Annotated in this window: 19 protein-coding genes and 1 pseudogene; 13 read left to right on the top strand and 7 right to left on the bottom strand. The window is 72.0% G+C overall.

Annotated features, from left to right (window positions below):
- Positions 1-297 (bottom strand): annotated as a pseudogene (locus tag AB0M79_RS31275) (hypothetical protein); the annotation flags it as partial.
- A 655-nt stretch (positions 298-952) separates the two neighbouring features.
- Here AB0M79_RS31275 and AB0M79_RS31270 point away from each other — a divergent pair.
- Complete coding sequence (locus AB0M79_RS31270) at positions 953-1,567, top strand: 50S ribosomal protein L11 methyltransferase (protein ID WP_364220757.1); 615 nt, start codon at positions 953-955, stop codon at positions 1,565-1,567.
- 4 nt (positions 1,568-1,571) lie between these two features.
- Here the strand turns inward: AB0M79_RS31270 and AB0M79_RS31265 are convergent, their stop codons facing one another.
- The 3 genes from AB0M79_RS31265 to AB0M79_RS31255 form a co-directional block, all read right to left on the bottom strand.
- Positions 1,572-2,402 carry an MOSC domain-containing protein gene (locus AB0M79_RS31265; RefSeq protein ID WP_364220742.1) on the bottom strand — a complete coding sequence of 277 codons (831 nt, stop codon included), beginning with the start codon at positions 2,400-2,402 and terminating at the stop codon, positions 1,572-1,574.
- A 10-nt stretch (positions 2,403-2,412) separates the two neighbouring features.
- Positions 2,413-3,309, bottom strand: coding sequence for a hypothetical protein (locus tag AB0M79_RS31260; RefSeq protein ID WP_364220740.1), 897 nt, complete (start codon positions 3,307-3,309; stop codon positions 2,413-2,415).
- An 81-nt stretch (positions 3,310-3,390) separates the two neighbouring features.
- Complete coding sequence (locus AB0M79_RS31255; protein WP_364220737.1) at positions 3,391-3,876, bottom strand: GNAT family N-acetyltransferase; 486 nt, start codon at positions 3,874-3,876, stop codon at positions 3,391-3,393.
- A 750-nt stretch (positions 3,877-4,626) separates the two neighbouring features.
- Between AB0M79_RS31255 and AB0M79_RS31250 the strand changes: the two genes are divergently transcribed.
- The 9 genes from AB0M79_RS31250 to AB0M79_RS31210 are packed head-to-tail and all read left to right on the top strand — an operon-like array spanning position 4,627 to position 12,429.
- The gene (locus tag AB0M79_RS31250; protein ID WP_364220735.1) at positions 4,627-5,562 is read left to right on the top strand and encodes a SagB family peptide dehydrogenase; all 936 of its coding nucleotides are present in this window, start codon (positions 4,627-4,629) and stop codon (positions 5,560-5,562) included.
- A gap of 4 nt (positions 5,563-5,566) precedes the next feature.
- On the top strand, positions 5,567-6,634 hold the full coding sequence (locus AB0M79_RS31245; RefSeq protein ID WP_364220732.1) for a TOMM precursor leader peptide-binding protein: 1,068 nt from the start codon (positions 5,567-5,569) through the stop codon (positions 6,632-6,634).
- On the top strand, positions 6,631-7,992 hold the full coding sequence (locus AB0M79_RS31240) for a YcaO-like family protein (RefSeq protein ID WP_364220729.1): 1,362 nt from the start codon (positions 6,631-6,633) through the stop codon (positions 7,990-7,992). The genes AB0M79_RS31245 and AB0M79_RS31240 overlap by 4 nt, the downstream gene beginning before the upstream one ends.
- Positions 7,967-8,641, top strand: a complete 675-nt coding sequence (locus tag AB0M79_RS31235; protein ID WP_357542635.1) for a CPBP family intramembrane glutamic endopeptidase — start codon at positions 7,967-7,969, stop codon at positions 8,639-8,641. The genes AB0M79_RS31240 and AB0M79_RS31235 overlap by 26 nt, the downstream gene beginning before the upstream one ends.
- Positions 8,638-9,411, top strand: a complete 774-nt coding sequence (locus AB0M79_RS31230) for a CPBP family intramembrane glutamic endopeptidase (protein WP_364220725.1) — start codon at positions 8,638-8,640, stop codon at positions 9,409-9,411. Before AB0M79_RS31235 ends, AB0M79_RS31230 begins: the two co-directional genes overlap by 4 nt.
- Entirely contained in the window at positions 9,408-10,313 is a 906-nt protein-coding gene (locus AB0M79_RS31225) for an ABC transporter ATP-binding protein (protein ID WP_357542631.1), read from the top strand. The genes AB0M79_RS31230 and AB0M79_RS31225 overlap by 4 nt, the downstream gene beginning before the upstream one ends.
- Positions 10,303-11,040, top strand: a complete 738-nt coding sequence (locus tag AB0M79_RS31220; protein WP_364220721.1) for an ABC transporter permease — start codon at positions 10,303-10,305, stop codon at positions 11,038-11,040. The genes AB0M79_RS31225 and AB0M79_RS31220 overlap by 11 nt, the downstream gene beginning before the upstream one ends.
- 24 nt (positions 11,041-11,064) lie before the next feature.
- Positions 11,065-11,880, top strand: a complete 816-nt coding sequence (locus AB0M79_RS31215; RefSeq protein WP_364220718.1) for a class I SAM-dependent methyltransferase — start codon at positions 11,065-11,067, stop codon at positions 11,878-11,880.
- Positions 11,881-11,925: 45 nt separating this feature from the next.
- A complete protein-coding gene (locus AB0M79_RS31210) occupies positions 11,926-12,429 on the top strand; it encodes an O-acetyl-ADP-ribose deacetylase (RefSeq protein ID WP_364220715.1) in 504 nt (167 codons plus the stop codon).
- A gap of 59 nt (positions 12,430-12,488) precedes the next feature.
- Here the strand turns inward: AB0M79_RS31210 and AB0M79_RS31205 are convergent, their stop codons facing one another.
- Positions 12,489-13,697 carry a DUF2786 domain-containing protein gene (locus tag AB0M79_RS31205; RefSeq protein WP_364220712.1) on the bottom strand — a complete coding sequence of 403 codons (1,209 nt, stop codon included), beginning with the start codon at positions 13,695-13,697 and terminating at the stop codon, positions 12,489-12,491.
- Between the two features lie 94 nt (positions 13,698-13,791).
- Between AB0M79_RS31205 and def the strand changes: the two genes are divergently transcribed.
- A complete protein-coding gene (def, locus tag AB0M79_RS31200) occupies positions 13,792-14,340 on the top strand; it encodes a peptide deformylase (RefSeq protein ID WP_364220709.1) in 549 nt (182 codons plus the stop codon).
- A 42-nt stretch (positions 14,341-14,382) separates the two neighbouring features.
- On the opposite strand, the gene AB0M79_RS31195 is transcribed toward def, so the two are convergent.
- Entirely contained in the window at positions 14,383-14,955 is a 573-nt protein-coding gene (locus AB0M79_RS31195; protein WP_357542618.1) for an XRE family transcriptional regulator, read from the bottom strand.
- Positions 14,956-15,223: 268 nt separating this feature from the next.
- Here AB0M79_RS31195 and AB0M79_RS31190 point away from each other — a divergent pair, with 268 nt between their 5' ends.
- Positions 15,224-15,892, top strand: a complete 669-nt coding sequence (locus AB0M79_RS31190; protein WP_364220706.1) for a class I SAM-dependent methyltransferase — start codon at positions 15,224-15,226, stop codon at positions 15,890-15,892.
- An 81-nt stretch (positions 15,893-15,973) separates the two neighbouring features.
- A complete protein-coding gene (locus tag AB0M79_RS31185) occupies positions 15,974-16,108 on the top strand; it encodes a hypothetical protein (protein ID WP_364220703.1) in 135 nt (44 codons plus the stop codon).
- 110 nt (positions 16,109-16,218) lie between these two features.
- Here the strand turns inward: AB0M79_RS31185 and AB0M79_RS31180 are convergent, their stop codons facing one another.
- Positions 16,219-19,605: a M12 family metallo-peptidase gene (locus AB0M79_RS31180; RefSeq protein ID WP_364220700.1), complete on the bottom strand. Its 3,387-nt coding sequence runs from the start codon at positions 19,603-19,605 to the stop codon at positions 16,219-16,221.
- Positions 19,606-19,910 lie beyond the last annotated feature (305 nt).

Genomic DNA, 19,910 nt, shown 5'->3' with positions numbered 1-19,910 from the left:
CCAGGCGCGCGGCGGCAGGTTCATATCCTTGCCCGCGTTGATGATCTTGCGGGCGTTGTCGAGCTGCTCGGCGTTGGGGGTGAAGCTGGACTGGTTGCCCGGGACACCGTTCGGCATCAGCTGTTCGGTGGTCGGCTTGTCCGCCTGCTCTGCCACGGTCTGCGCGACCGTGACGGCCTGCGTGGGGGTGGGGTCGGTGGCCAGGGCGGTGCTGGTCGGGCCGGCCAGACCGGCGGCCATGGCGATGCCGGCGGTGGCGAGCAGGGCCTTGCGGGTGTACGTGGCGAAGACAGTCATGATCGGGGGTGTCCTTTGTTCGAGGGGGATGGTGACAGCCGAGGGGGATCGGCTGCCGCCCTCACGCATGCCTCTCACGCGGGGCAAAGAGAAGAGCGGGGGACGTGGCGCGGGGGGTGCTGCTCACGTCCGGACCGGGTGTAACGCACCGCCGGCCCGGGCCATTCCGGCCCGCACTTCCAGGCACGTCCGGACCGGGTGTAACGCACGCGCGGCCCGGGCCATTCCAGCCCGCAGGCGGGGCGTCGGGCGGCTGGCGGGGCGCTGTCGGCCGCGGTCATGTACAACGACCCGGGCCTGCCGGCCATTCCGCCGATCGGCCGCCCGACAGGCGTCACCATCCGCGCCGGAAATGCCCCGATGTCCGGATCGGCTGCCGCGCTCGGGTCGGGGTGCCAGCGGGGTACCGCGTTGATCTGGGCGTCAGGGACGTTATCCGCCGGGGATAGGGTCTCTGACGCCCAGATCAACGTGTTTCGCCGCGACCCGGCGGCGGTGCCCCGATCCCTCCGGCAGCGGATTGCGTGCGAATCGGCGCGCGTCATGTCCCCGGTGCCGGCATCCTGGATAGGTGACCACCCCGCCCGGAAACCCCCGTACCGACCTCGAACACAAGGTCACCGAGCGACGCGACCGCCCCGACGGGCTCGACGCGTTGCACCTCGTCGAGGTGCCGCTCGTACCCGAGATCCGGCTGCACCTGGCCGAGGACGCCATCGTGTGGTGGGCCAGGATGGAGGCCGAGGCGGGCCGGAGCCTGGCGGCGCCGTACTGGGCCTCGGCCTGGGCGGGTGGCCAGGCCGTCGCGAGGTATGTGCTGGATCATCCGGAGACGGCCGCGGGGTGCCGGGTACTCGATCTGGCCTCGGGGTCCGGTCTGGTCGCCATCGCGGCGGCCCTCGCCGGGGCGAGCACGGTGACGGCGACCGACATCGACCCGTACGCGATCGCCGTGATCGCCCTCAACGCGGCGGCCAACGGGGTCGCCGTCGACGTGAGCGGACGCGACGTGCTCGACACCGACGGAGACGGCGCCGACCTGGTGCTCGCCGGTGACGTCTTCTACGACCCGTCGATGGCCGACCGCATGCTGCCGTTCCTCGACCGGGTCGTGGCGCGCGGCGGCCGGGTGCTCGTCGGCGACCCGGGTCGCGGCACCCTGCCGTGGGAGAGCCTGGAGGTGGTCGCGAGCTATCCGGCGCCGACCGAGGCCGCGTTCGCCGACGCCGAACTGGCCCGGACGTACGTCCTGCGGCTGTCGCGGCCCTGACCGGTCAGGACCGGACCGGGTCGCCGACGCGTACGGCGCCCGGTTCGACGACCGACGCGTACCGGCCGAAACAGGTGGCCCGGCCGTACGACGCGACCGGCATCCGGTGGTGCCGGGCGAGGGTACGCAGCAGCCGGGGGTCGGCCGGCACGCCGCCCGGCTGGGCGAGCGACGGTACGACACAGCGTGGCGTCGGCACCAGCACCGAGAGGACCAGGTCCGGGCCGATCCGCAGCCGCTGCCCCGGTTCCGGATCGTGGTCGAGCGACAGCACGAGGTTGGGGCGGAACCGGGCGGCGGCCACCGGTGCGCCGTGCTGCCCGGCGAGCGCCGCGAGCGCCCCGGTGGTGACCAGGTGGACGGGGCCGAAGTCGAAGAACCGCCCGCCGGGTTCGAGGCCGACCGGGGTGGTGGTGTCGGTGCCGGGCCGGGCGTCGGCCATCCACTCCGGGATCAGCCCGGGTTCGTCGGGCCACCACCGGTGCACCCGGCCGCCGGCCGGGGCGGTACGGGTCAGCCGTACCGGAGTGTCGAGCCAGGTCGACAGGGCGGCGTCGGCCGTACCGTCGTTTGTGGATGCCGGGGCGGCGCCGGGCACCGTGACGGTCAGCCCGCCGGTGCCGGTGTCGCGGGCGGTGACGTCGAGCAGCCGCCCGAAGCGGCCCGGCTTCTTGGCGCTGGCCAGGACGTCGTCGGCGTCGACACAGGCCCAGACCCGGTCACCGGCGAGCCCGTCCCGATCGACATCCACATCGGACAGTGCTTCGCCGGCGCCGGACTTGAGGGGATAGCGGTGCAGCGACACGAGCCGCCCGCCGCCGTGGGAGAGGGTCATCCGGCCGACGCTAGCCGATCGGTGGGGTCCGGTCCGGGACGGCGGAGCCGGCCGCCGGGTCCACCGGACCGGCGCGCCCGGCCCCGGCCGGCACCACGGTCGGCAACTCGTCGAGCACTCCGGCGAGCAGGTCGGCGGCGATCCGTTCCGGGTCGGGGTGCGGCCCCCAACGGGCCACCGACCCGCCGTGCGCCTCGGCGACCTGTCCGGGCAGCGCGGCGAGGAACGCGTCGAGCCGGCGGCGGGCCGGTCGGCGCAGGAACACCCACAGCAGACCCACCGCCGGCCGCATCAGCCCCCGGCCACCGGCGGTGACCGAACCGGCGACCGTCCACGATCGGCCGCCGGTGACGCGCAGGTCGGCCCGGCCGCGCCCGCGCGGATGCTCGACGGTGGCCACCAACTGCGGCTCCTGTCCACCGTGCGGCGGCAGCCGGTCGGTCGCCAGCCGGACCCGGAGCAGGGCCGCCCCACGGGTGAACCGGTTGCCGCCGGACGGGTCGCGAATCTCGGCCACGACCTCGACCGGCCCGGGGCGGTCCGGCCGTTCGACCGTCACCCGTACGTCGGCGGCGCCGGCCTCGTCGCGTACGGCGAACGCGGCCCGGTGGTGCTCGTCGGCGAGCAACTCCAGCCGGACCGGCCGGTACTTCACGGCCGTGCCCCGGTCGTGACCGGGCCGGCCGGTCTGTTCCTCGGGCACGAGCAGCCGGTAGACGGTGCCGGGGTACGGGTGCGAACCCCGCACCACCGCGAGCCCGGCGTGCGGCTCCCCGGTGCGTGGGTGGATCGCGACGCCGTCGTCGAAACGCAGGGCCCGCCAGCCGGTCAGCAGGGCGGGCAGCGCCGCCAGGTAGGGGCGCAGGTCGACGGCGTCGACGGTGACGCGGCCGCTGAGCTTCGGCATTCCAAGATCGTATCTTGGGGTCGCACCCGCCCGGCCCGTCTGCGGCGGGCCGGGCGGCTCAGAACTGGCAGTACATGCGGCTCAGAACCGGCAGTACATGACGTGCAGGCCGACCCGGCCGAGGCGCGGGTGGGCGAAGGCGCCCGGAACCGTGCCGACCACCTCGAACCCGTGCCGGCGGTAGAGTTCGACCGCCCGGTGGTTCGACTCGGCCACCGCGTTGAACTGCATCCCGGCGTAGCCCCGGTCGCGGGCCCAGTCCAGCGCGTACCGGCACAGCGCGCCGCCCACACCCCGGCCGCGCGCCCCGGCGGCGACCATGAAACTCGCGGTCGCCACGTGCGAGCCCGGTCCGGGCCGGTTGGTGCCCATCTTCGCGGTGCCCACCACCCGGTCGCCGTCGACCGCGACGACCGTCTGTCCGGGCGGGTCCTCGATCCAGACCCGGTATGCCTGCTCGGCGGTCATCGCCGGGTCGTAGGTGAAGGTGTCCGCGGCGCGGACGACCTCCTCGATGATCGGCCCCACCCGCGCCCAGTCGGCTTCGACGAACTCCCTGATCAGCACGCGGCCGAGGGTAGTCTCGCCGTCGCCCGGACCGCGATCGGGTTTGGCGCCCCGAACGGCCGCCGCATACGAGAGATTCCAAGATCAGCTATCGATTTCATTACATATGCAGATCGGTCAACGATGAAAGTGCTCCTGTCGGCGGGCCGGCTGGGCTGCGGATTTCGGCCGTTGGGTCGTTTGTCCGATCTAGACCGACTGGTGGCGATGGTGGCGGTAACGATGTTCACCGAGCATGTTGACACTCGTAACATTCGATCTTTTTTCGTGAACAGGGCTCTGTTACGGTCAGCTCTCAATCGACGCCGATGAGCGTTTGGGTTGTCCGGGCGTCCGTGCCCGCGAGGGAAGGTGTGCGCTCATGCTGAGCTTCTCCGGCCAGGTATCGACCACCGCGACCGGCGGTCTGACCGTCACGGTCGCCCCCGGTGCCTCCACGACGTGCGGCGGTGGCAACTGCTGCTGCACGAGCTGCTGCTCCTGGTAGTCCCGGAAGCCGCAGCTCCGGCTAGTGCCCGCAAGTAACCGTCCAGAAGGGAGACCCCGTCCATGCTGAGCTTCTCCGGCCAGGTATCGACCACCGCGACCGGCGGTCTGACCGTCACGGTCGCCCCCGGTGCCTCCACGACCTGCGGTGGCGGCAACTGCTGCTGCTCCAGCTGCTGCTCCTGGTAGTACCGCACGTGTGATCCGGTGGCGGCGCGTCCTGCGACGCCACCGTTTCCCTGGAAAGGGCCGGAGAAAACCCACATGCCGTACGAGAGAACCAAAGAGGAAGTCGAGGAGGCGCTGTCGCGCCACGACTACCTTCGCCAGACCGGCGGCTTCGCCATGCAGCACACGATCGTCTCCATGTACTCCTCCTCGACCGTCGTCAACCCGCCCGACGTGGTGGTGCGCGGCCGGTGGGCGGTGGGCGACGACGACTTCGCCGGTGAGCAACTGCTGTTGAACTACCGCACCGACAACGCGCGTCTCGGATTCCAGTTGGGCATCGGGCGGTTCTACGAGCCCGACGCCATCCTTTCCTCGTGTCACGCCGACCTGGAGGAGGATCTGCGCGACTCGATCGGGCTGCCGAAGCCGAAGACGCTCAAGACCGGCCTGACCGCGACGGTCACCATGCGCCGCAGCACCCGCGAGTTCAGCGGCAAGCCGGTCAGCCTGGCCGACCTGTCGACGATGCTGTTCCACTGCCAGGGCAACTCCGGCGAACTGCCGTACGGCAATCCGGCCGACCCGCACGGCGTGATCAAGCTACGCAACGCGCCCTCCGGGGGTGGCCTCTACCCGGTGTCGATCTTCGTGCACGTCTTCAACGTGACCGGACTGACCGCCGGGGTCTACGAATACCAGCCGTACGCGCACGCGCTGGCCCGGGTGGCGGACGAGAGTGCGAACGCGATCCTGTCTTCGCCCGACCTGGACGTCAACAAGTCCGGATTCGTGCTGACCTTTACCTACAACCTCTACCACAACTCCCGCAAGTACGGCGACGGCGGCGTGGTGTTCGGGCTCATCGAGGTCGGCGCGATCCTGCAGAACCTGCACCTGGCCCGGACCGCGCTCGCGCTGGCCGGCAGCGACCAGGGCAGCTACGACAAGCAGACCATCGAACAGGCGCTGGGGCTGGACGGGCACACCCGCCACGTCGTCCACCTCACCGTAGTCGGACAGGGGGAGTAGACCGGTGTCGTATGTGCTGGCCAGCACCGCACGGCTGATCGAGGACGGCACCGGGCGGATGCGGATCCGCACCGGGGTGTGGAACTTCGAGGAGGCCGTCGTCGACGTGAGCGCCGAGTCCCCGGCCGTGGCCCGGTCCGTACGCGGGGCACTGCGGGCACTGCGTACCGGCGCCGTCGAGGTGGCCGACCACCTCGACCCGGAGTTGCTGCCGATCGAGCGGGCCAACATCGAGCGCCTCTTCGCCGACCTCGCCCAGGCCGGGATGCTGGTCGACGAGAGCCAGGGGGCGATCCAGGACGCGGTCACCGCGGCGCTGCTCGGTCGGCTGGTCACGCCGTACCCGACGGGGGGCGGGGCGCCGGAGGGCGAGGTGCTCTTCCTGACCGACTGCGGGGCGTCCGCCACCCAGGCCCGGCAACTCGCCGAGGGCATGCGGCTGCGGCTGACCGTCGCCGACGCGGACCTGCTCGACCGGCTCGGCGCCGCCGACCTCACCTCGCGGATCGACGGCCTGGCCACCGAGCGCGGCATCGCCGAACTACGGCCGGCGGTCACCGCGGCGGCCGCCGTGGTGAGCTGCTTCCAGCGGCCGTCGTTGCCGCTGCTGCGCAACCTCAACCGGCTGCTGGAATACACCGACGTGCCGTGGGTCAGCGCGTTCATCGACGGGCCGTTCATCTCGGTCGTCGGTGTCAGGTCGCCGCACACCGGCTGCTTCGAGTGCTTCGAGCAGCGGGCCCTGGCCCGCCTCGAAGACCACGTGACCTACCACGACTTCGCCCGCTCGCCGATGGGCGCCCAGGTGGAACGGCCGACCGACGCGCCGATGATGAGCATGCTGACCGTGATGGCGCTGACCGAGGGCTACCTGCATGCCGCCGTCGGCTCGTCGCGGTTCTCCGGCCGGGCACTGAGCATCCACCTGCCGACCTGGGAGATCCAGGCCCAGGACCTGCTGCGGATGCCGAACTGCCCGGCCTGCGGCAAGGTCTCCCGGCAGCGGCTCAAGGAGATCAACTTCAACAGTCGGGCCGCCGTCGACCGGATCGTCGCCGAGGTGCTGCGGTGACCGGACTGACGCACTACCCGCCGATGCCGCACCTGCTGCGGCGCTACCGGCACCTGGGCGGCAACCAGACCGGCATCATGCCCGGCTTCCTCGTCTCGGTCGCCGACATCCCCGGCGAGCCGCAGATGCGGGCGATGACGGCGACGATGCCGCACTACCACCGCTCGATCATGAACGACCCGCACCTCCAGGTGCAGTACCACCTCAGCGGATACGGGCTCTACAACGAGGAAGCCCTGATCAAGCTGATGGGGGAGAGCGTCGAGCGGTACGGCGCGATGACCGCCATCCGCATGTTCGACCAGGAGTTCCGCTACGCCACCCGGCGCGAGCTGAGCCAGGAGGGGGCCTGTATGCCCCTGGACCTGCTCGGCATCCTCGACCCGGCGCAGCAGGAGGCGCTGAGCAAGCGGCTGCACCGCTACACCGGCCGCCCGCCGACCGAGGACGACAAGATCGCCTGGGTACGCTGCCCGTCGCTGGTCCGCCCCGGCGAGGACGTCTGGGTTCCCGCCCAACTGTTCTTCCTCGGCTTCACCGCCAGCGAGGAGCACGGCGACCTGCTCTTCACCCCGTCGTTCTCCACCGGCACCGCGGCCCACGTCAGCCTCGACCGGGCGCTGCGCAACGCGCTGATCGAGGCCGTCCAGATCGACTCGTTCATCCTGAACTGGTACACGCCGACCCCCGCGCCGTCGGTGGTCATCGACGACGAGGACGTCCTGCGGGTGCTGGCCAGCATGAAGCTCGGCCCGGACTCCGAATACCGGATCAAGGCCGGCTACCTGACCCGGCCCGAGCTGCCGCTGCCGACCGTCGGGGTCTTCCTCGACCGCAAGACCGACGCGCTGCCGCTGATCAGCTTCGGCGTGCAGGGCGACGGCGACCCGCGCTCGGCGGTCCTGCGCGGCACGATGGAGAGCGCCGCGATCACCGGCCTCGGCATGTACTCGGCCATCTTCGACACCACCTCGGTGCACGCGGCCGTCAACACCTCGCCCTACCTCGACCTGGACACCAACGTCCTGTTCTACGCCAGCCCGCAGGACGCCCGGCGCAAGCGGGAGATCGTCGCGGGGCGGTTCTCCGGCACCTCGGTGAAGCTCAGCGAGATCCCGGCGCTCGGCGACCACGAGGAGACCCTGACCGCGCTGATCAAAATGGTCGGCGGGGTCAGCGAGTGGGCCTGCTACCTCGACATCACCCCGCCGGAACTGGCCGAGACCAACTGGAAGGTGGTCCGGGTCCTCATCCCGGAACTGCTCAGCATGTGCCTGCCCGGAATGCCGCCCAAGGCCCATCCACGGATGCTCAGCTACGGCGGAGTGACCAATGAGCACCCCCATCCTCTCCCTTAGCCTGCTGGTGCTGGTCAGTGTGGCGTTCCCCGGTCAGGCGTTCCGGCTGCTGCTGACCGGGGCCGGCGGGCCGGCCCGGCCGGGCGTACCGGTCGCCGCCCGCCGGTTCCCGCCCGAGGCCGGCTTCGCCGTCGCGCTGCTCGCCGTCGCCGCCCTCGCGGTGGCGGTGGCACCGGCCGGCCTGGTCGTCCTCACCACCGGAAACCCCCTCTGGTACGTCGTCGCGGTCGTCCTCGGGCTGGCCGCCCCGTTCCTGGAATACCTGCTCGGTGCCGGGGTGCTGCTGGCCCGGCGGCAGCGGGTCGGCGGCATCGGGGTGCACGAGCGGGTCGGGCTCGGCCCGCTGCGGGTGCTGGCCGCCCTCGGGATCGCCGTCGCCGAGGAGATCCTCTTCCGCAGCGTCGCCCTCGGCCTGCTGCTCGACCCGTTCGGCCTGCTCAGCCCAATCGCGGTCGGTCTGACCGCGCTCGTGTACGGCCTCAACCACCTCTACTACGGCTGGCTGACCGTGGCCCAGAAGACCCTCACCGGGCTCTGGCTCGGCGCGCTTTTCATCCTGAGTGGACATAGTCTGCTCGTACCACTGATCGCCCACGTCGTGCAGAACCTGGTGGTGCTCGTGCTGCTGCCACGCTGGAGTCGCCCGTGACCGGGCAGGTCTGGCTGTTCGCCGGGCTGTCGGTCGTCGTGACCGCGGCCTGGCTGGCGCTCTACCGGCTGCCGTTCGCCGACCCGCGCCGCCGTCAGCGGATCCGGCTCGCGGTCGCCTCCCGCACCAACCTGCCCGCGAAGTACGTCTTCCCGATCCTGGGCACCGTCATCTACCTCGCCCTCGGCCTGCTCGCCGCGGCGGCGCTGGCCCGGCTCGGCGACGTCGACGTGGTGGGCGTACTGAGCTGGGACGTCGGCTGGGCGGGCATCGGGCGTACCCTGCTCGCGGTCGTCGGGGCGAGCGCGCTCACCTCGTTCGCCATGTCGCTGCTCTACGCCTTCGCGCCCCGCGTCGACGTACCGGGAGCGGTGTCCGGGGTCCGCTGGGTGCAGGAGATCCTGGTCCTGCCCCGCCGTTGGCGGTGGAGCGTGCCGATGATCAGCGCGGCCGTGGAGGAGTTCGTCTTCCGTGGTGTGCTGCTCGCCGGGCTGCTCGTCGCCGGTGCTCCGGCCTGGCTGGCGGTCGTGGTGAGCGGCCTGATCTTCACCACCGCCCAGGTGCTGCTGACCGAGCAGCGCCTCCAGGCCTTCGTGCTCGCCGTGTCCAGCGTCGTGCTGTCGCTGGTGTGCGGGCTGCTGACCATCGTGGAGGCGAGCGTGCTGCCGGCCCTGCTCGTGCACGCCTCGTTCGCCGGTTACTACACCAACACCAGCGCCCAGCGGGCCACCGTCCCGGCCGGCCCGCCACAGATGAGGAGGCCCGGGTGATCGAGGCCAGAGGCGTCACCGTCCGCTACGGCGAGGTGGTGGCGGTCGACCGGGTCGACCTGACCGTCGACAAAGGAGAGATCGTCGGGGTGATCGGCCCCAACGGCGCCGGCAAGACCACCCTGCTCGAATGCCTCGAAGGGCTGCGCCGCCCCGACGCCGGCGAGATCCGGGTCGGCGGCATCGACCCGCGCGTCGACCGCGACCGGATGGCCCGGATCGCCGGGGTGCAGCTCCAGCACTCCGCGTACCCGCCCCGGGCGTCGGTCGACGACGTGTGCCGGCTGTTCGCGGGCTTCTATCCGGACGGGGCCGGCTATCCCGAGCTGCTCGAACAGTTCGGTCTGACCAGCCACCGCAAGAAGCAGGTCGCCAAGCTCTCCGGCGGCCAGCAGCAGCGGCTGTCGCTCGCGCTGGCCCTGCTCGGCCGCCCCGACGTGGTCTTCCTCGACGAGCTGACCACCGGCCTCGACCCGGCCGCCCGCCGGGTCATCTGGGAGGAACTGCGGCGGCGCAACAACGACGGGCTGACCATCCTGCTGACCTCGCACCACATGGAGGAGATCGAATACCTCTGTGACCGGGTCGGCATCCTGGTCAAGGGTCGCTTCGTCGCGACGGGCTCGCCGGCCGAACTGGTCCGCGAGCACGCCGGCGGCGGCGACCGGTTGATGCTCGAAGGCGTCGCCGCCGACACCGCCCTGCGCGCCGAACTCACCGCCCTGGCCGGGGTCAGCGTCACCCCGGCCGGCAACCGGCTGCTCGTACGGGCGGAGGACGCCGGCTCCCGCGAGCGTGTCGACGGGGTGCTCGCCGACCGGGGCATCGCCGCCCGGCCGCTGGCCGCCTCGCTGGAAGACGTCTACCTCACCCTGTCGGAAGAGCAGACCCATGTTCACTAACGTGCTCGCCTTCGAGACCAAGCGCATGCTGCGCAACTTCCCGCCGCTCTTCTTCGGCCTCGCCTTCCCGGTCATGGTGCTGGCCATCTTCGGCGGCATCTACGGCAACGACCCCAGCGAGCAGTTCGACGGGCTCGGCACCGTCGACGTCTCGGTGCCGGCGTACGTCGGGCTCGTCGTCGCGGTCGCCGGGCTGATGAGCTTCCCGCTCGGCATGGTGGAGTACCGCTCCCGCGGCTTCCTGCGCCGGCTGCGCGCCACCCCGGCCCGGCCTGGCCAGTTCCTGACCGCCCAGGTGCTGATCAACGTCGCGATCTGCGCCGTCGGCACGGTCCTGCTCATCGTCGTCGGCATGCTCGCGTACGACCTCAACCCGCCCGCCCACCTGGCCGCGTTCGTCGGGATCGCGCTGCTGGCGGCGGCCGCCATGTTCGGCATCGGCATGGTCATCGCCTCCCTCGCCCCCAGCGAGCAGACCGCGATCGTCATCGCCAACATCGTCTACTTCCCGATGATCTTCCTGACCGGGGCCACCGTGCCGCTGGAGATCATGCCCGACGGGATGCAGCGGATCGCCGACGCGCTACCGCTGACGTACGCCATCGACGCGCTGAAGTGGGCCTGGCTCGACCGGGGCGGCGACTCCCTCGGCCTGGGCATCGGTGTGCTCGCCGGCACGCTGGCCGTCTGCGCGGCGGTGTCGGCCTGGCTCTTCCGCTGGGAATGACGCGGTGGGAAGGGAAATGACGCGGTGGGAGTAGCCGGAGAGATCCAGGCGACCGCCCTTGTCGCCGCGGCGTGCCGGGCCGAGGAGACCCGTCAGCCCGCACCCCGGCTCACCGACCCGTACGCCGAACGGTTCCTGGACTCCCTCGACGCGGCCGGGCGGGCCCTGCTCGCCGCCGGCCGCGACGAGGTCGTGCACCGGACCACGCTCATCGACGGGCTGCTGCTGGACGAGGTACGGCGCCACCCGGGCGCCACCGTGGTCAACCTCGGCGCCGGGCTCTGCACCCGGCCGTATCGGCTGGATCTCTCCGCCTGCCGGGAGTACGTCGAGGTCGACGCGCCCGAGATCCTGGCCCGCAAGGCGACCGTACTCGGCGGGGCGGAACCGAGCTGCCCGGTGCGCCGGATTCCCGGCGACGTACGCGGGCTGCCGGCGCTGGGCGTCGACGGTCCGGCCGTCCTGGTGACCGAAGGGCTGCTGGTCTACCTGCCGCCGGCCGAGCTGGCCGGGCTCGCCGCCACGCTCCGCGGCCTGCCGGCGGTGACCGGCTGGCTGGCCGACGTGGTGTCGGCCGACTCGGCGCGGGCAATGGCGGCGGTCGCCGGCCGGGCCCGGGCCGGCCTCGCCCTCCACGGTCTGGAGTCGATGGACACCGTCGAGCGGGCCGGCTGGGCGGTCGCCGACTACCGGCTGCTGCCGGCACGGCGTCCGGCCGCGCGGCCGACGGGCCGACCGCCCGGCCCGCCGGTCCCGGCCAGCCGCCGCGTCCTCGACGGCGTCGTCCTACTGCGCCCGGCCGCACCACCGCGAACCGTTACCGGCCAGGCGGTGTCATGAACGCGGCATCCGCGAGCGGGCGGGAACCGTGCCATCATCGGCGCCATGACCAGGATCGAAGTGGTGCGCGGTGACATCACCGAGGAGGACGTGGACGCGGTCGTGACGGCCGCCAACGAGTCGCTGCTCGGCGGTGGCGGTGTCGACGGCGCGATCCACCGGGCGGCCGGGCCCCGGCTCGCCGAGGCCGGTGCCGCCCTCGCCCCGTGCCTGCCCGGCGAGGCCGTCGCCACGTCCGCGTTCGACCTCGGGCCGCGGATCCGGCACGTCATCCACACCGTCGGGCCGGTCTGGGAGGGCGGCGACCACGGCGAGGCGGAGCTGCTGGCCTCCTGCTACCGGCGCGGTCTCGCGGTGGCCGACGAGATCGGCGCCCGCAGCGTGGCCTTTCCCGCGATCGCCACCGGCGTCTACGGCTTCCCACCGGACCGGGCGGCCCGGATCGCCGTGGCGACGATCCGGGAAACCGCCACCGAGGTCGAGCAGGTCCGGTTGGTCGCCTTCGACGCGGCGACCCGGGACCTCCTCGCCGCCGCGCTGCGGGACTGAGCACCACCCGACGATCCCGCCGCCCCCGGGCGGTTCACTGCGCCGGGACAGGCGGCCGGTCAGCCGCCCGTGCCGAGGTCGGCCCGGTCGGCGGCGGCGCGGCCGGACTCCCAGCCCTCCCGGCTGTCGACCCGGCTGCCCCGGGCCCGGACCGTACGCGGGAAGACCCGGTCCATCGTCTCCCGCACCTGCTCGTCACGGGCGGCGAGCACCGGCAGCAGGTCGGTCGCCGCCACGGGACCGGGCTCCGCGACGGGGCCGGTGGGCCGGATCGCCTCCTCCAGCGCCGCCTTCGCGGCACCGGCCAGCCGCTCGCCGATCCGAACCGCGAACGCGACCAGGAACGACTGCCGGAACGCCTTGAGCCGGGCCCGGCCGGCCTTGCCGCCCGGCGGCTCGGCCCGCGCCATCGCCCGGTGCGCCTGGACCAGCAGCGACGCGTGGAGCAGGTCGACCGCGTCGATGTCGGCGTCGAAGCCGAAGACGGTCGCGAACCCGAACTCCGGTGACCACACCAGGTGGCAGCGGTTGGCCCGGGCCACCGCGTCCAGCAGCGACGCCTTCTCGCTCTCGTACGGGTGGTCGACGCCGATCCGCCGCGCGAACGGCACCACCGTCGCGGTGTCGTCCCGCGCCGCCGACAGCGCCTCGTCCAGGCTGTGCCGGGCGATCAGTTCCTGGGCCTTGGCCGTGTACGCCTCCGCCTCGGCCGGATAGGCGGTCGACTCCGCCTTGGCCAGCAGGGCGCGTACCCGGTCCAGCAGCCGGTGGTCGACCCGGCCGCGCGGGCCGGCGGTCCGGGCGGCGGTGCCGGGCGGCGGGATCAGGACCTCGATCGGCGGCAGTTCGGCCAGGATGCCGAGCAGGGTCAACACCAGATCGAGTACGGCCACCCGGTCGAGCTTCCACCGGCCGGCCAGGTCGCCGAGGTAGCCGCCGGAGTCCCGCCACCAGACGTGCGCGCCCAGCGCGTCGGCCTGGCTCAGCCACCGCTCGTCGACGCTCTCGCGCGGGAACCGGCGAAGATGGGCGGCGACCGCGTCGGTCACCAGGTGGGCGTGCGTCACGGTGCCGTTGCGGGCCACGACCCGGTGCAGTTCGACCGGCTGCCAGCCGCCCCGCCACAGCCGCGCGAACGCGTCGTGCAGGACGTCGACGAGTATCGGGTCGACCTCGGCGGCCGGGGCGACGGTCAACGCGTCCAGCCCGGCCTCGTAGCCCACGCCGCCGCGGACCACCGCCTCGATCCTGTCCCGCACCGTAGTCACCCGGACCAGGGTACGGCGACCGTGGCGGCTCCCGCCGGCCACCGGCCTACGTCGCCTACTGCGACTGGCTCGCAACTGCATACGATAGGCAACCGTGGAGACGCGTTCCGGTACCCCGAGGCCGATCACCCGCTACGGCGACCCGGTCCTGCACCGGCGTTGCGCGCCGGTCACCGAGTTCGACGACGCCCTCGCGGCGCTGATCGACGACATGTTCGCCAGCATGTACGCCGCCGAAGGGGTGGGCCTGGCGGCCAACCAGATCGGCGTCGACGCCCGGATCTTCGTCGTCGACTGCCCCGACGCCACCGGCGTCCACACCGTCGCCCACGTGGTCAATCCCGTGCTGCACCTGCCCGACCAGCGGGAACTCGTGCTCGACTCCGAGGGCTGTCTGTCCGTACCGGGGGAGCGGGCCGACCTGGCCCGGGCCGCGACCGCCTCGGTCACCGGATTCGACCGGCACGGGGCGCCGATCCGCCTCGACGGCACCGGTACGCTCGCCCGCTGTTTCCAGCACGAGGTCGACCACCTCGACGGCCTCGCGTACGTCGACCGGCTGCCGGCCCGGCGGCGCAAGAAGATCCTCGCCGCCAGCGAAGGGCACCCCGGCGTCGGTGCCGGGGTCGACCCGGGCCGGTGAGGGTGACGGCGGTCCGGCTGGTCGGGGGACGGCCCGGGCGGGTCAGTGGACCGACTTCGCCCGCAGGTGTGCGCGTTCGCCCTGCCGGCCGAAGAGGCTGAGCACCTCGACGGGGCCGGGTTCCGCGCTGCCGAACCAGTGCGGCACCCGGGTGTCGAACTCGGCGGCCTCGCCCTCGCTGAGCACAAGATCCTTGTCGCCGAGGACCAGCCGCAACCGGCCGTTCAGCACGTACATCCACTCGTAGCCCTCGTGGGTCTGCGGGTCGGGGTCCGGGCGGGCCGGAATGAGCAGCTTGTACGCCTGCACCCCGCCGGCACGCCGGGTCAGCGGGATCATCGTCATCCCGTTGCGGGTGACCGGGCGCAGGTGGACCCGGGGGTCGCCGGTCGGTGGCGCGCCGACGAGTTCGTCGATCTGCACGCCGTACGCCCGGGCGAGCGGCAGGAGCAGTTCGAGGGTGGGGCGGCGCTGGCCGGATTCCAGCCGGGACAGGGTCGACACCGAGATTCCGGTCGTCGCGGCCAGGTTGGCCAGGGTGATCTCCCGCTGCCGGCGGAGCGTGCGCAGGCGGGGGCCGACCGCGGCGAGCACGCTGTCCAGGTTGTCGTCCATCACCCCAGGTTGCCACGACAGCAAGCCCGTTTGCCTCCTGATTTCGTGCCCAAGATCCCCTGCCCCAGGTCCCGTGCCCCAAGATCCGCGTGATCAGGGATCAAGTCGCGCGTGTCGTCGGCGCGTCCAGGCTCCAGCTCCCTGATCACCGGGATCTTGGGCGCCGGAAGGACTTGCGCTGACCGCGAACAGGTCGGCGGGAACGGCCCGCGTGGGAGCCAATGGATCTGCGCGGCGGACCGCCGCGCGCGAACCCGGGGAGGATCGCATGGCGCGGCTGGCGGCATACGACGGGATAGCGGACTGGTACGAGACCGAGTTCCTGGGCGAACAGGGTGATTCCGACCCGATCGGCGTCCGGCGCCTTCTCGCCGGCCTGTTGGGGCCCGGCACCGGCCGGTGCCTGGAGATCGGCTGCGGCACCGGCACCCACGCCGGGCAGATCCGCGAACTGGGCTGGATCCCGTTCGGCGTGGACCTCTCCGCCGGCATGCTGCGCCACGCCCGGGGCCGGTTGCCGATCGCCCGGGCCGACGCGCGACGGATCCCGGTACGTGACGACGCCGTACCCGCCGCGGTCGCGGTGATGGTGCACACCGACATGCCCGACTACCCCGACGTCGTACGCGAGGCGGCCCGGATCCTGCGGCCCGGCGGCGTGCTCGTCCACATCGGAGTACACCCGGCGTTCTGTGGCGGGTTCGCCGACCGCGCCGACAGTGCCGCCGTCGTCATCAGGCCCGGTTACCTGGACACGTACTGGACCCATGAGTCCTGGACCGACCAGGGCGTCCGCGACAAGGTGGGCGCCATGCACCGGCCGCTGCCCGAACTGCTGCACGCGTTCCTCGACGCCGGGCTGGTGCTCGAACGGTTCGCCGAGGGCGGCGCCCCCTGCCCGACCACGTTCGCGGTCCGGGCCCGCAAACCGGCGTAGGAATCGCTTCGGGCTCCCTGTCCCTGGCCACGGATCGTGGTCCGGCCGCCGCGACGCCGCTGGTCGCGTGAACTCTGCCGGATGGCGCGGCGGGCGGCCGCGAGCGGGTCGGCGTTGCGGGCCCTGCGGCGGCGTACGGCCAACACCGTGACCACCGTGGCGGCCAGAACCACCGCGGCACCGCCGACGATCCAGACCCAGTCGCTCATGGCGTAGATCGTAAAGACGCCCGGATGCGCGGCGCCACCGGTCGATCACATGATGCCGATTGTGGACATGGAAGGGGGCGCCGGACCGGAGTCCGGCGCCCCCACCCTGCCGACAGCTCAGCTGATGACGAGGTCACCGCCGGAGGCGGTCAGGTTGATCTCCTCGCTCACCGTGCCGTTCCAGTCGGACGAGAACAGCAGGCGCTCCCCGTCCCACACCGTGATCGACACGGTGTCGCGGCGGCCGGGACCGCCGTTGTCGGTCGCGCTGACCCGCAGGGTCAGCCCGGTCGCGACCTCGACCGGGTTCTGCGGGGTGGACAGGTCGAACAGCGACACGTTGTAGCGTGCCTGCGCGACCCGGGAGGTCCGCCCCTTCTCCGCGCCGTAGGACAGCAGCTCGGAGCCCTGGAACTTGTACCGCTTGTCACCCGAGCGGTAGCCGACCAGGACCTTGCCGACCAGCTTGCCGCTGGTGTTGTTGAACTTGGCGTCCAGGTTCAGCTCGATCCGGTGGTCGTCGTCGAGCGGGTAGGCGCCGGCCGTACGGCCGCCCTTGACGTAGCCCGTGCCGCTGAAGAGGACCCCGCTCGGGGCCACGACCTTGACGGTGCCGGTGGCGGTGCCGTTGTAGCGGCCGGCGACCACCGCGGTCACCTCGGTCGTGCCGATCGGCAGCGTGGCCACGCAGCCGGCGGAGCCGCCGGTCACGTCGGACGCCACGAGCTTGACCTCGGTGCTGCACAGCGTGGTGTCGCCCGCCTTGAAGGTGGCGGGCGTACCACGGACGTCACCGGACTCGCCGGTCACCTTCGCCTGGAGCATCACCTGGGCCGAGCCGGCCCCGTCGGTCGCGTACGCCAGCGTGTCGCCGGTGTAGGTGACCTCCGCCCCCTGGACCTGGTCGATGCGGATGTCCGCGTCGTTGAGGTCGAAGAAGACGTTGCCGATCGCCTCGATCTTGATCCGGGCGGTGGTCGTGGTGATGTTCGGCAGCGTCACGGTCGCGCTGCCGTTGTTGGCCGTCGACTCCGCCAGCACGTACGGGAAGGTCTTCGCGCCGTCGACCGACAGCGAGATCTTCACGTTGGTCGCGTTGACCGGGGCGACGTTGGTGTTGGCTACGTCCCAGGTGATCGTCTGGGTCGAGCCGCCGAGCAGGAACGACGGGGTCACCTGCGAGGTGACCAGGAACGGTCCGGCCTCCGGGGCGAGCACCAGCGCGGTCTGCGCGCTGCCGACGCCGCCGCCACCCGGCCGGGTGTCCCGGGCGGTGAGCTTGAAGTGCATCGTCCGGTCGTTGTCGTAGCCGACCCAGTCCGCGGTCGGCAGGAACTCCGAGTAGCAGTCCACCAGTGCCGCCGGCACGTTGGACGCGCTGCCGCTGGCCGGCGGTGCCGGCGCGGCCGGGCAGGCGCCGGTCTTGGCGTTGGTGTTGTTGATCAGGATCTGCTTGACGTCGGGGAAGACCCGGGTCGGGTTGTTGCCGACCGCGTTCAGCCCCGGCGAGTGGTACTGCTGGGTGTCGGAGTCGCTGACGATGGCCGCCTCGCCGAAGACCCGGAACAGCGGGCCGTTGGTCTTGACGTTGTCGACCAGGCCGGTGCCGGCGCTGCTGCCACCGCTGATGCCGCCGCGGTCGTTCTGCTCCCACAGGTAGGTGAGGGCGTCGCCGTCGGCGTCGGTCGCGCTGCCGGTCAGGGCGAACGGCGTCCGGACCGGGATCGTGTACGTCTCCGGCACGGTGACGACCGGGGCGTGGTTGGCGGTCTCCTCGATCTTCCAGCCGCCGTTGTCGACCGGGCCGCCCTTGGCGGTCTCACCGACGAAGCCGGTGACCCCGTTGAGGTTGCCCAGGGTCAGCGACGTCACGTTGGTCTGCGCCAGCGGACCGCCGTTGAAGGTGACCTGGAAGCCGTAGTCGTTGAGCGCGCCGCTGCCGCCGAACGCCGCGACGGTGACGGTGGCGCCGGCCGGCCAGCTGGCGATGCCCTCGATCGCGGCCTTGATGCCGGCGGTCGTGTAGTTGGTGCCGCGCACGATCGGCGCCGAGAGCTGGTTGCGGTAGCGGATGCTGAACGAGTCACCGTCGGTGTCGAAGTCCCGCAGCGAGACCGTCTGCACCTCGTTGATCGCCGGCCGGGCCGAGTTGATGAACGTGGTGATCTCGAAGAAGGTGCGCTGCGACCAGTACGGGTCGCTGTGCGGCTGCAGGTTGTCCTGCTGGCAGATGCCGGCGTACGCCATGATCGACGAACCGCTGCCCGGCTCGTACGAGTTCGTGGCGCTGCGGTTGCCACCGGAGCAGTTCCACTGGGTGCCGTTGAAGGTGTGGTTACCGGCGAACTGGTGGCCGATCTCGTGCGCCACGTAGTCGACCGCGAAGTAGTCGCCGATCGGGTTCGGCAGGCCGGTGCAGCCACGGGCCTTGCCGTCGCCGCCGACCACGCCGAGGCCGGCGACGCCGCCACCGGGCAGGCCGAAGCCGATGTGCCCGACGTCGTAGTTGCTGGCGCCGACGAGCTGGCCGAGGACGATCCGGTTGCGGTTCAGCGTGCCGCCGGTGCAGCCGGTCAGCTGCGCCTCGGTGTAGCACGGCGAGGCGCCACACGGCCCGTTCGGGCCGGCGGCCATCTCGACCGTGTTCAGGTTCGTCTTGTCGGTGTCGTTGATCAGCACGAGCCGGATCGCGGTCTCGTCCTCGTAGATCTGGGTCACCCGGTTGATCAGCGTCACCTTGGCGGCGGTCACGTTGTCCGCGCCGAAGTAGTTCGCGTACGACGGGTCGGTGACCAGGGCCAGCCGGTAGGTGCGCAGCTTCACCTTCGGCCCGACCTCGGAGTCCTGCTGGAGCCCGGTGATCTCGTCCTCGAGGTCGTGGTGCATGTGCCCGACGTCCTCGCGCTCGACCAGCGGGCCCTTGGTGTTGACCAGGTCGTGGGCGTAGTAGCTGGCGTAGACGCTCTGGTCCCGGAAGTACGGGTCGACGTACCACGGGCCGTCCGACGAGCGGACCGACGCGTGGAAGCCGAGCGGCGTCAGGTCGGCGCGGATCGTCGCCGTCGCGTCGTCGAGACCCTTACCGGCGTACGTCTTGATGTCCGGGTGCTTGGCCGCCAGCCCCTCTTCCATGACCGGCGAGTCGACGACCTCGAACCGCTGCAGCTTGCCGTCGGGGGCGGGCACGGTCAGGACCAGCGGCGCCTGCTGCGTGGCGGCCCGGGCGGACTCGTCGGGTGCCCGCTCGAGCTGGCCGGCGATCATGTCGCGGTCGAGGGTGTACGCGGCCAGCTTCGTGGCCTGGATGTCGGCGGGCTGCCCGCCGCGGGCGGCGGCGGGCGCACCGTCCACCTTGTGCCACGGCCCGGTCGGGGCGGGCGGCGGCGCGGCGGTCGCCCCGGTCGGGCTCAGCGCCGGCAGCAGGGCCACCGCCAGTACGGCGGTCAGTGCGCCGGCGACCCGCCCGCGCCGGCCCCGGCCGGTAGGTGTCGGAGGGAATCTCAAGTTGTCGTCTCCTTCTGCCCCGGCGCGCGGCACACGCGCCGGTGTGGATCTTTCAGGGAGTCCTCCGACGCTAGGCCGCCCGTCATATCTGGCAACATCAGCCATACGGCCGGTACACAGGGGATTCACCCGATCGCTGACCGCCATTCACGATCGAATCGTTACAAGACCGTCTTCTTCGGGGCATGTATGGATGTCTCCTTCCCGCGAGCGGCCGCTCGGCCAGGTCCGAGGCGCCCGGGCGGCCGAGGTGCCCGGGCGGCATACGCCTGTCGTGGCTGACAGCGAATTCAGTGTGGATACGC

Origin of the sequence: Polymorphospora sp. NPDC051019, assembly GCF_040683055.1 — a bacterium.
Classification (GTDB): domain Bacteria; phylum Actinomycetota; class Actinomycetes; order Mycobacteriales; family Micromonosporaceae; genus Polymorphospora; species Polymorphospora lycopeni.
Note: the sequence above shows the minus strand (reverse complement) of the source record. Positions and strands in the feature narration are given on the sequence as shown.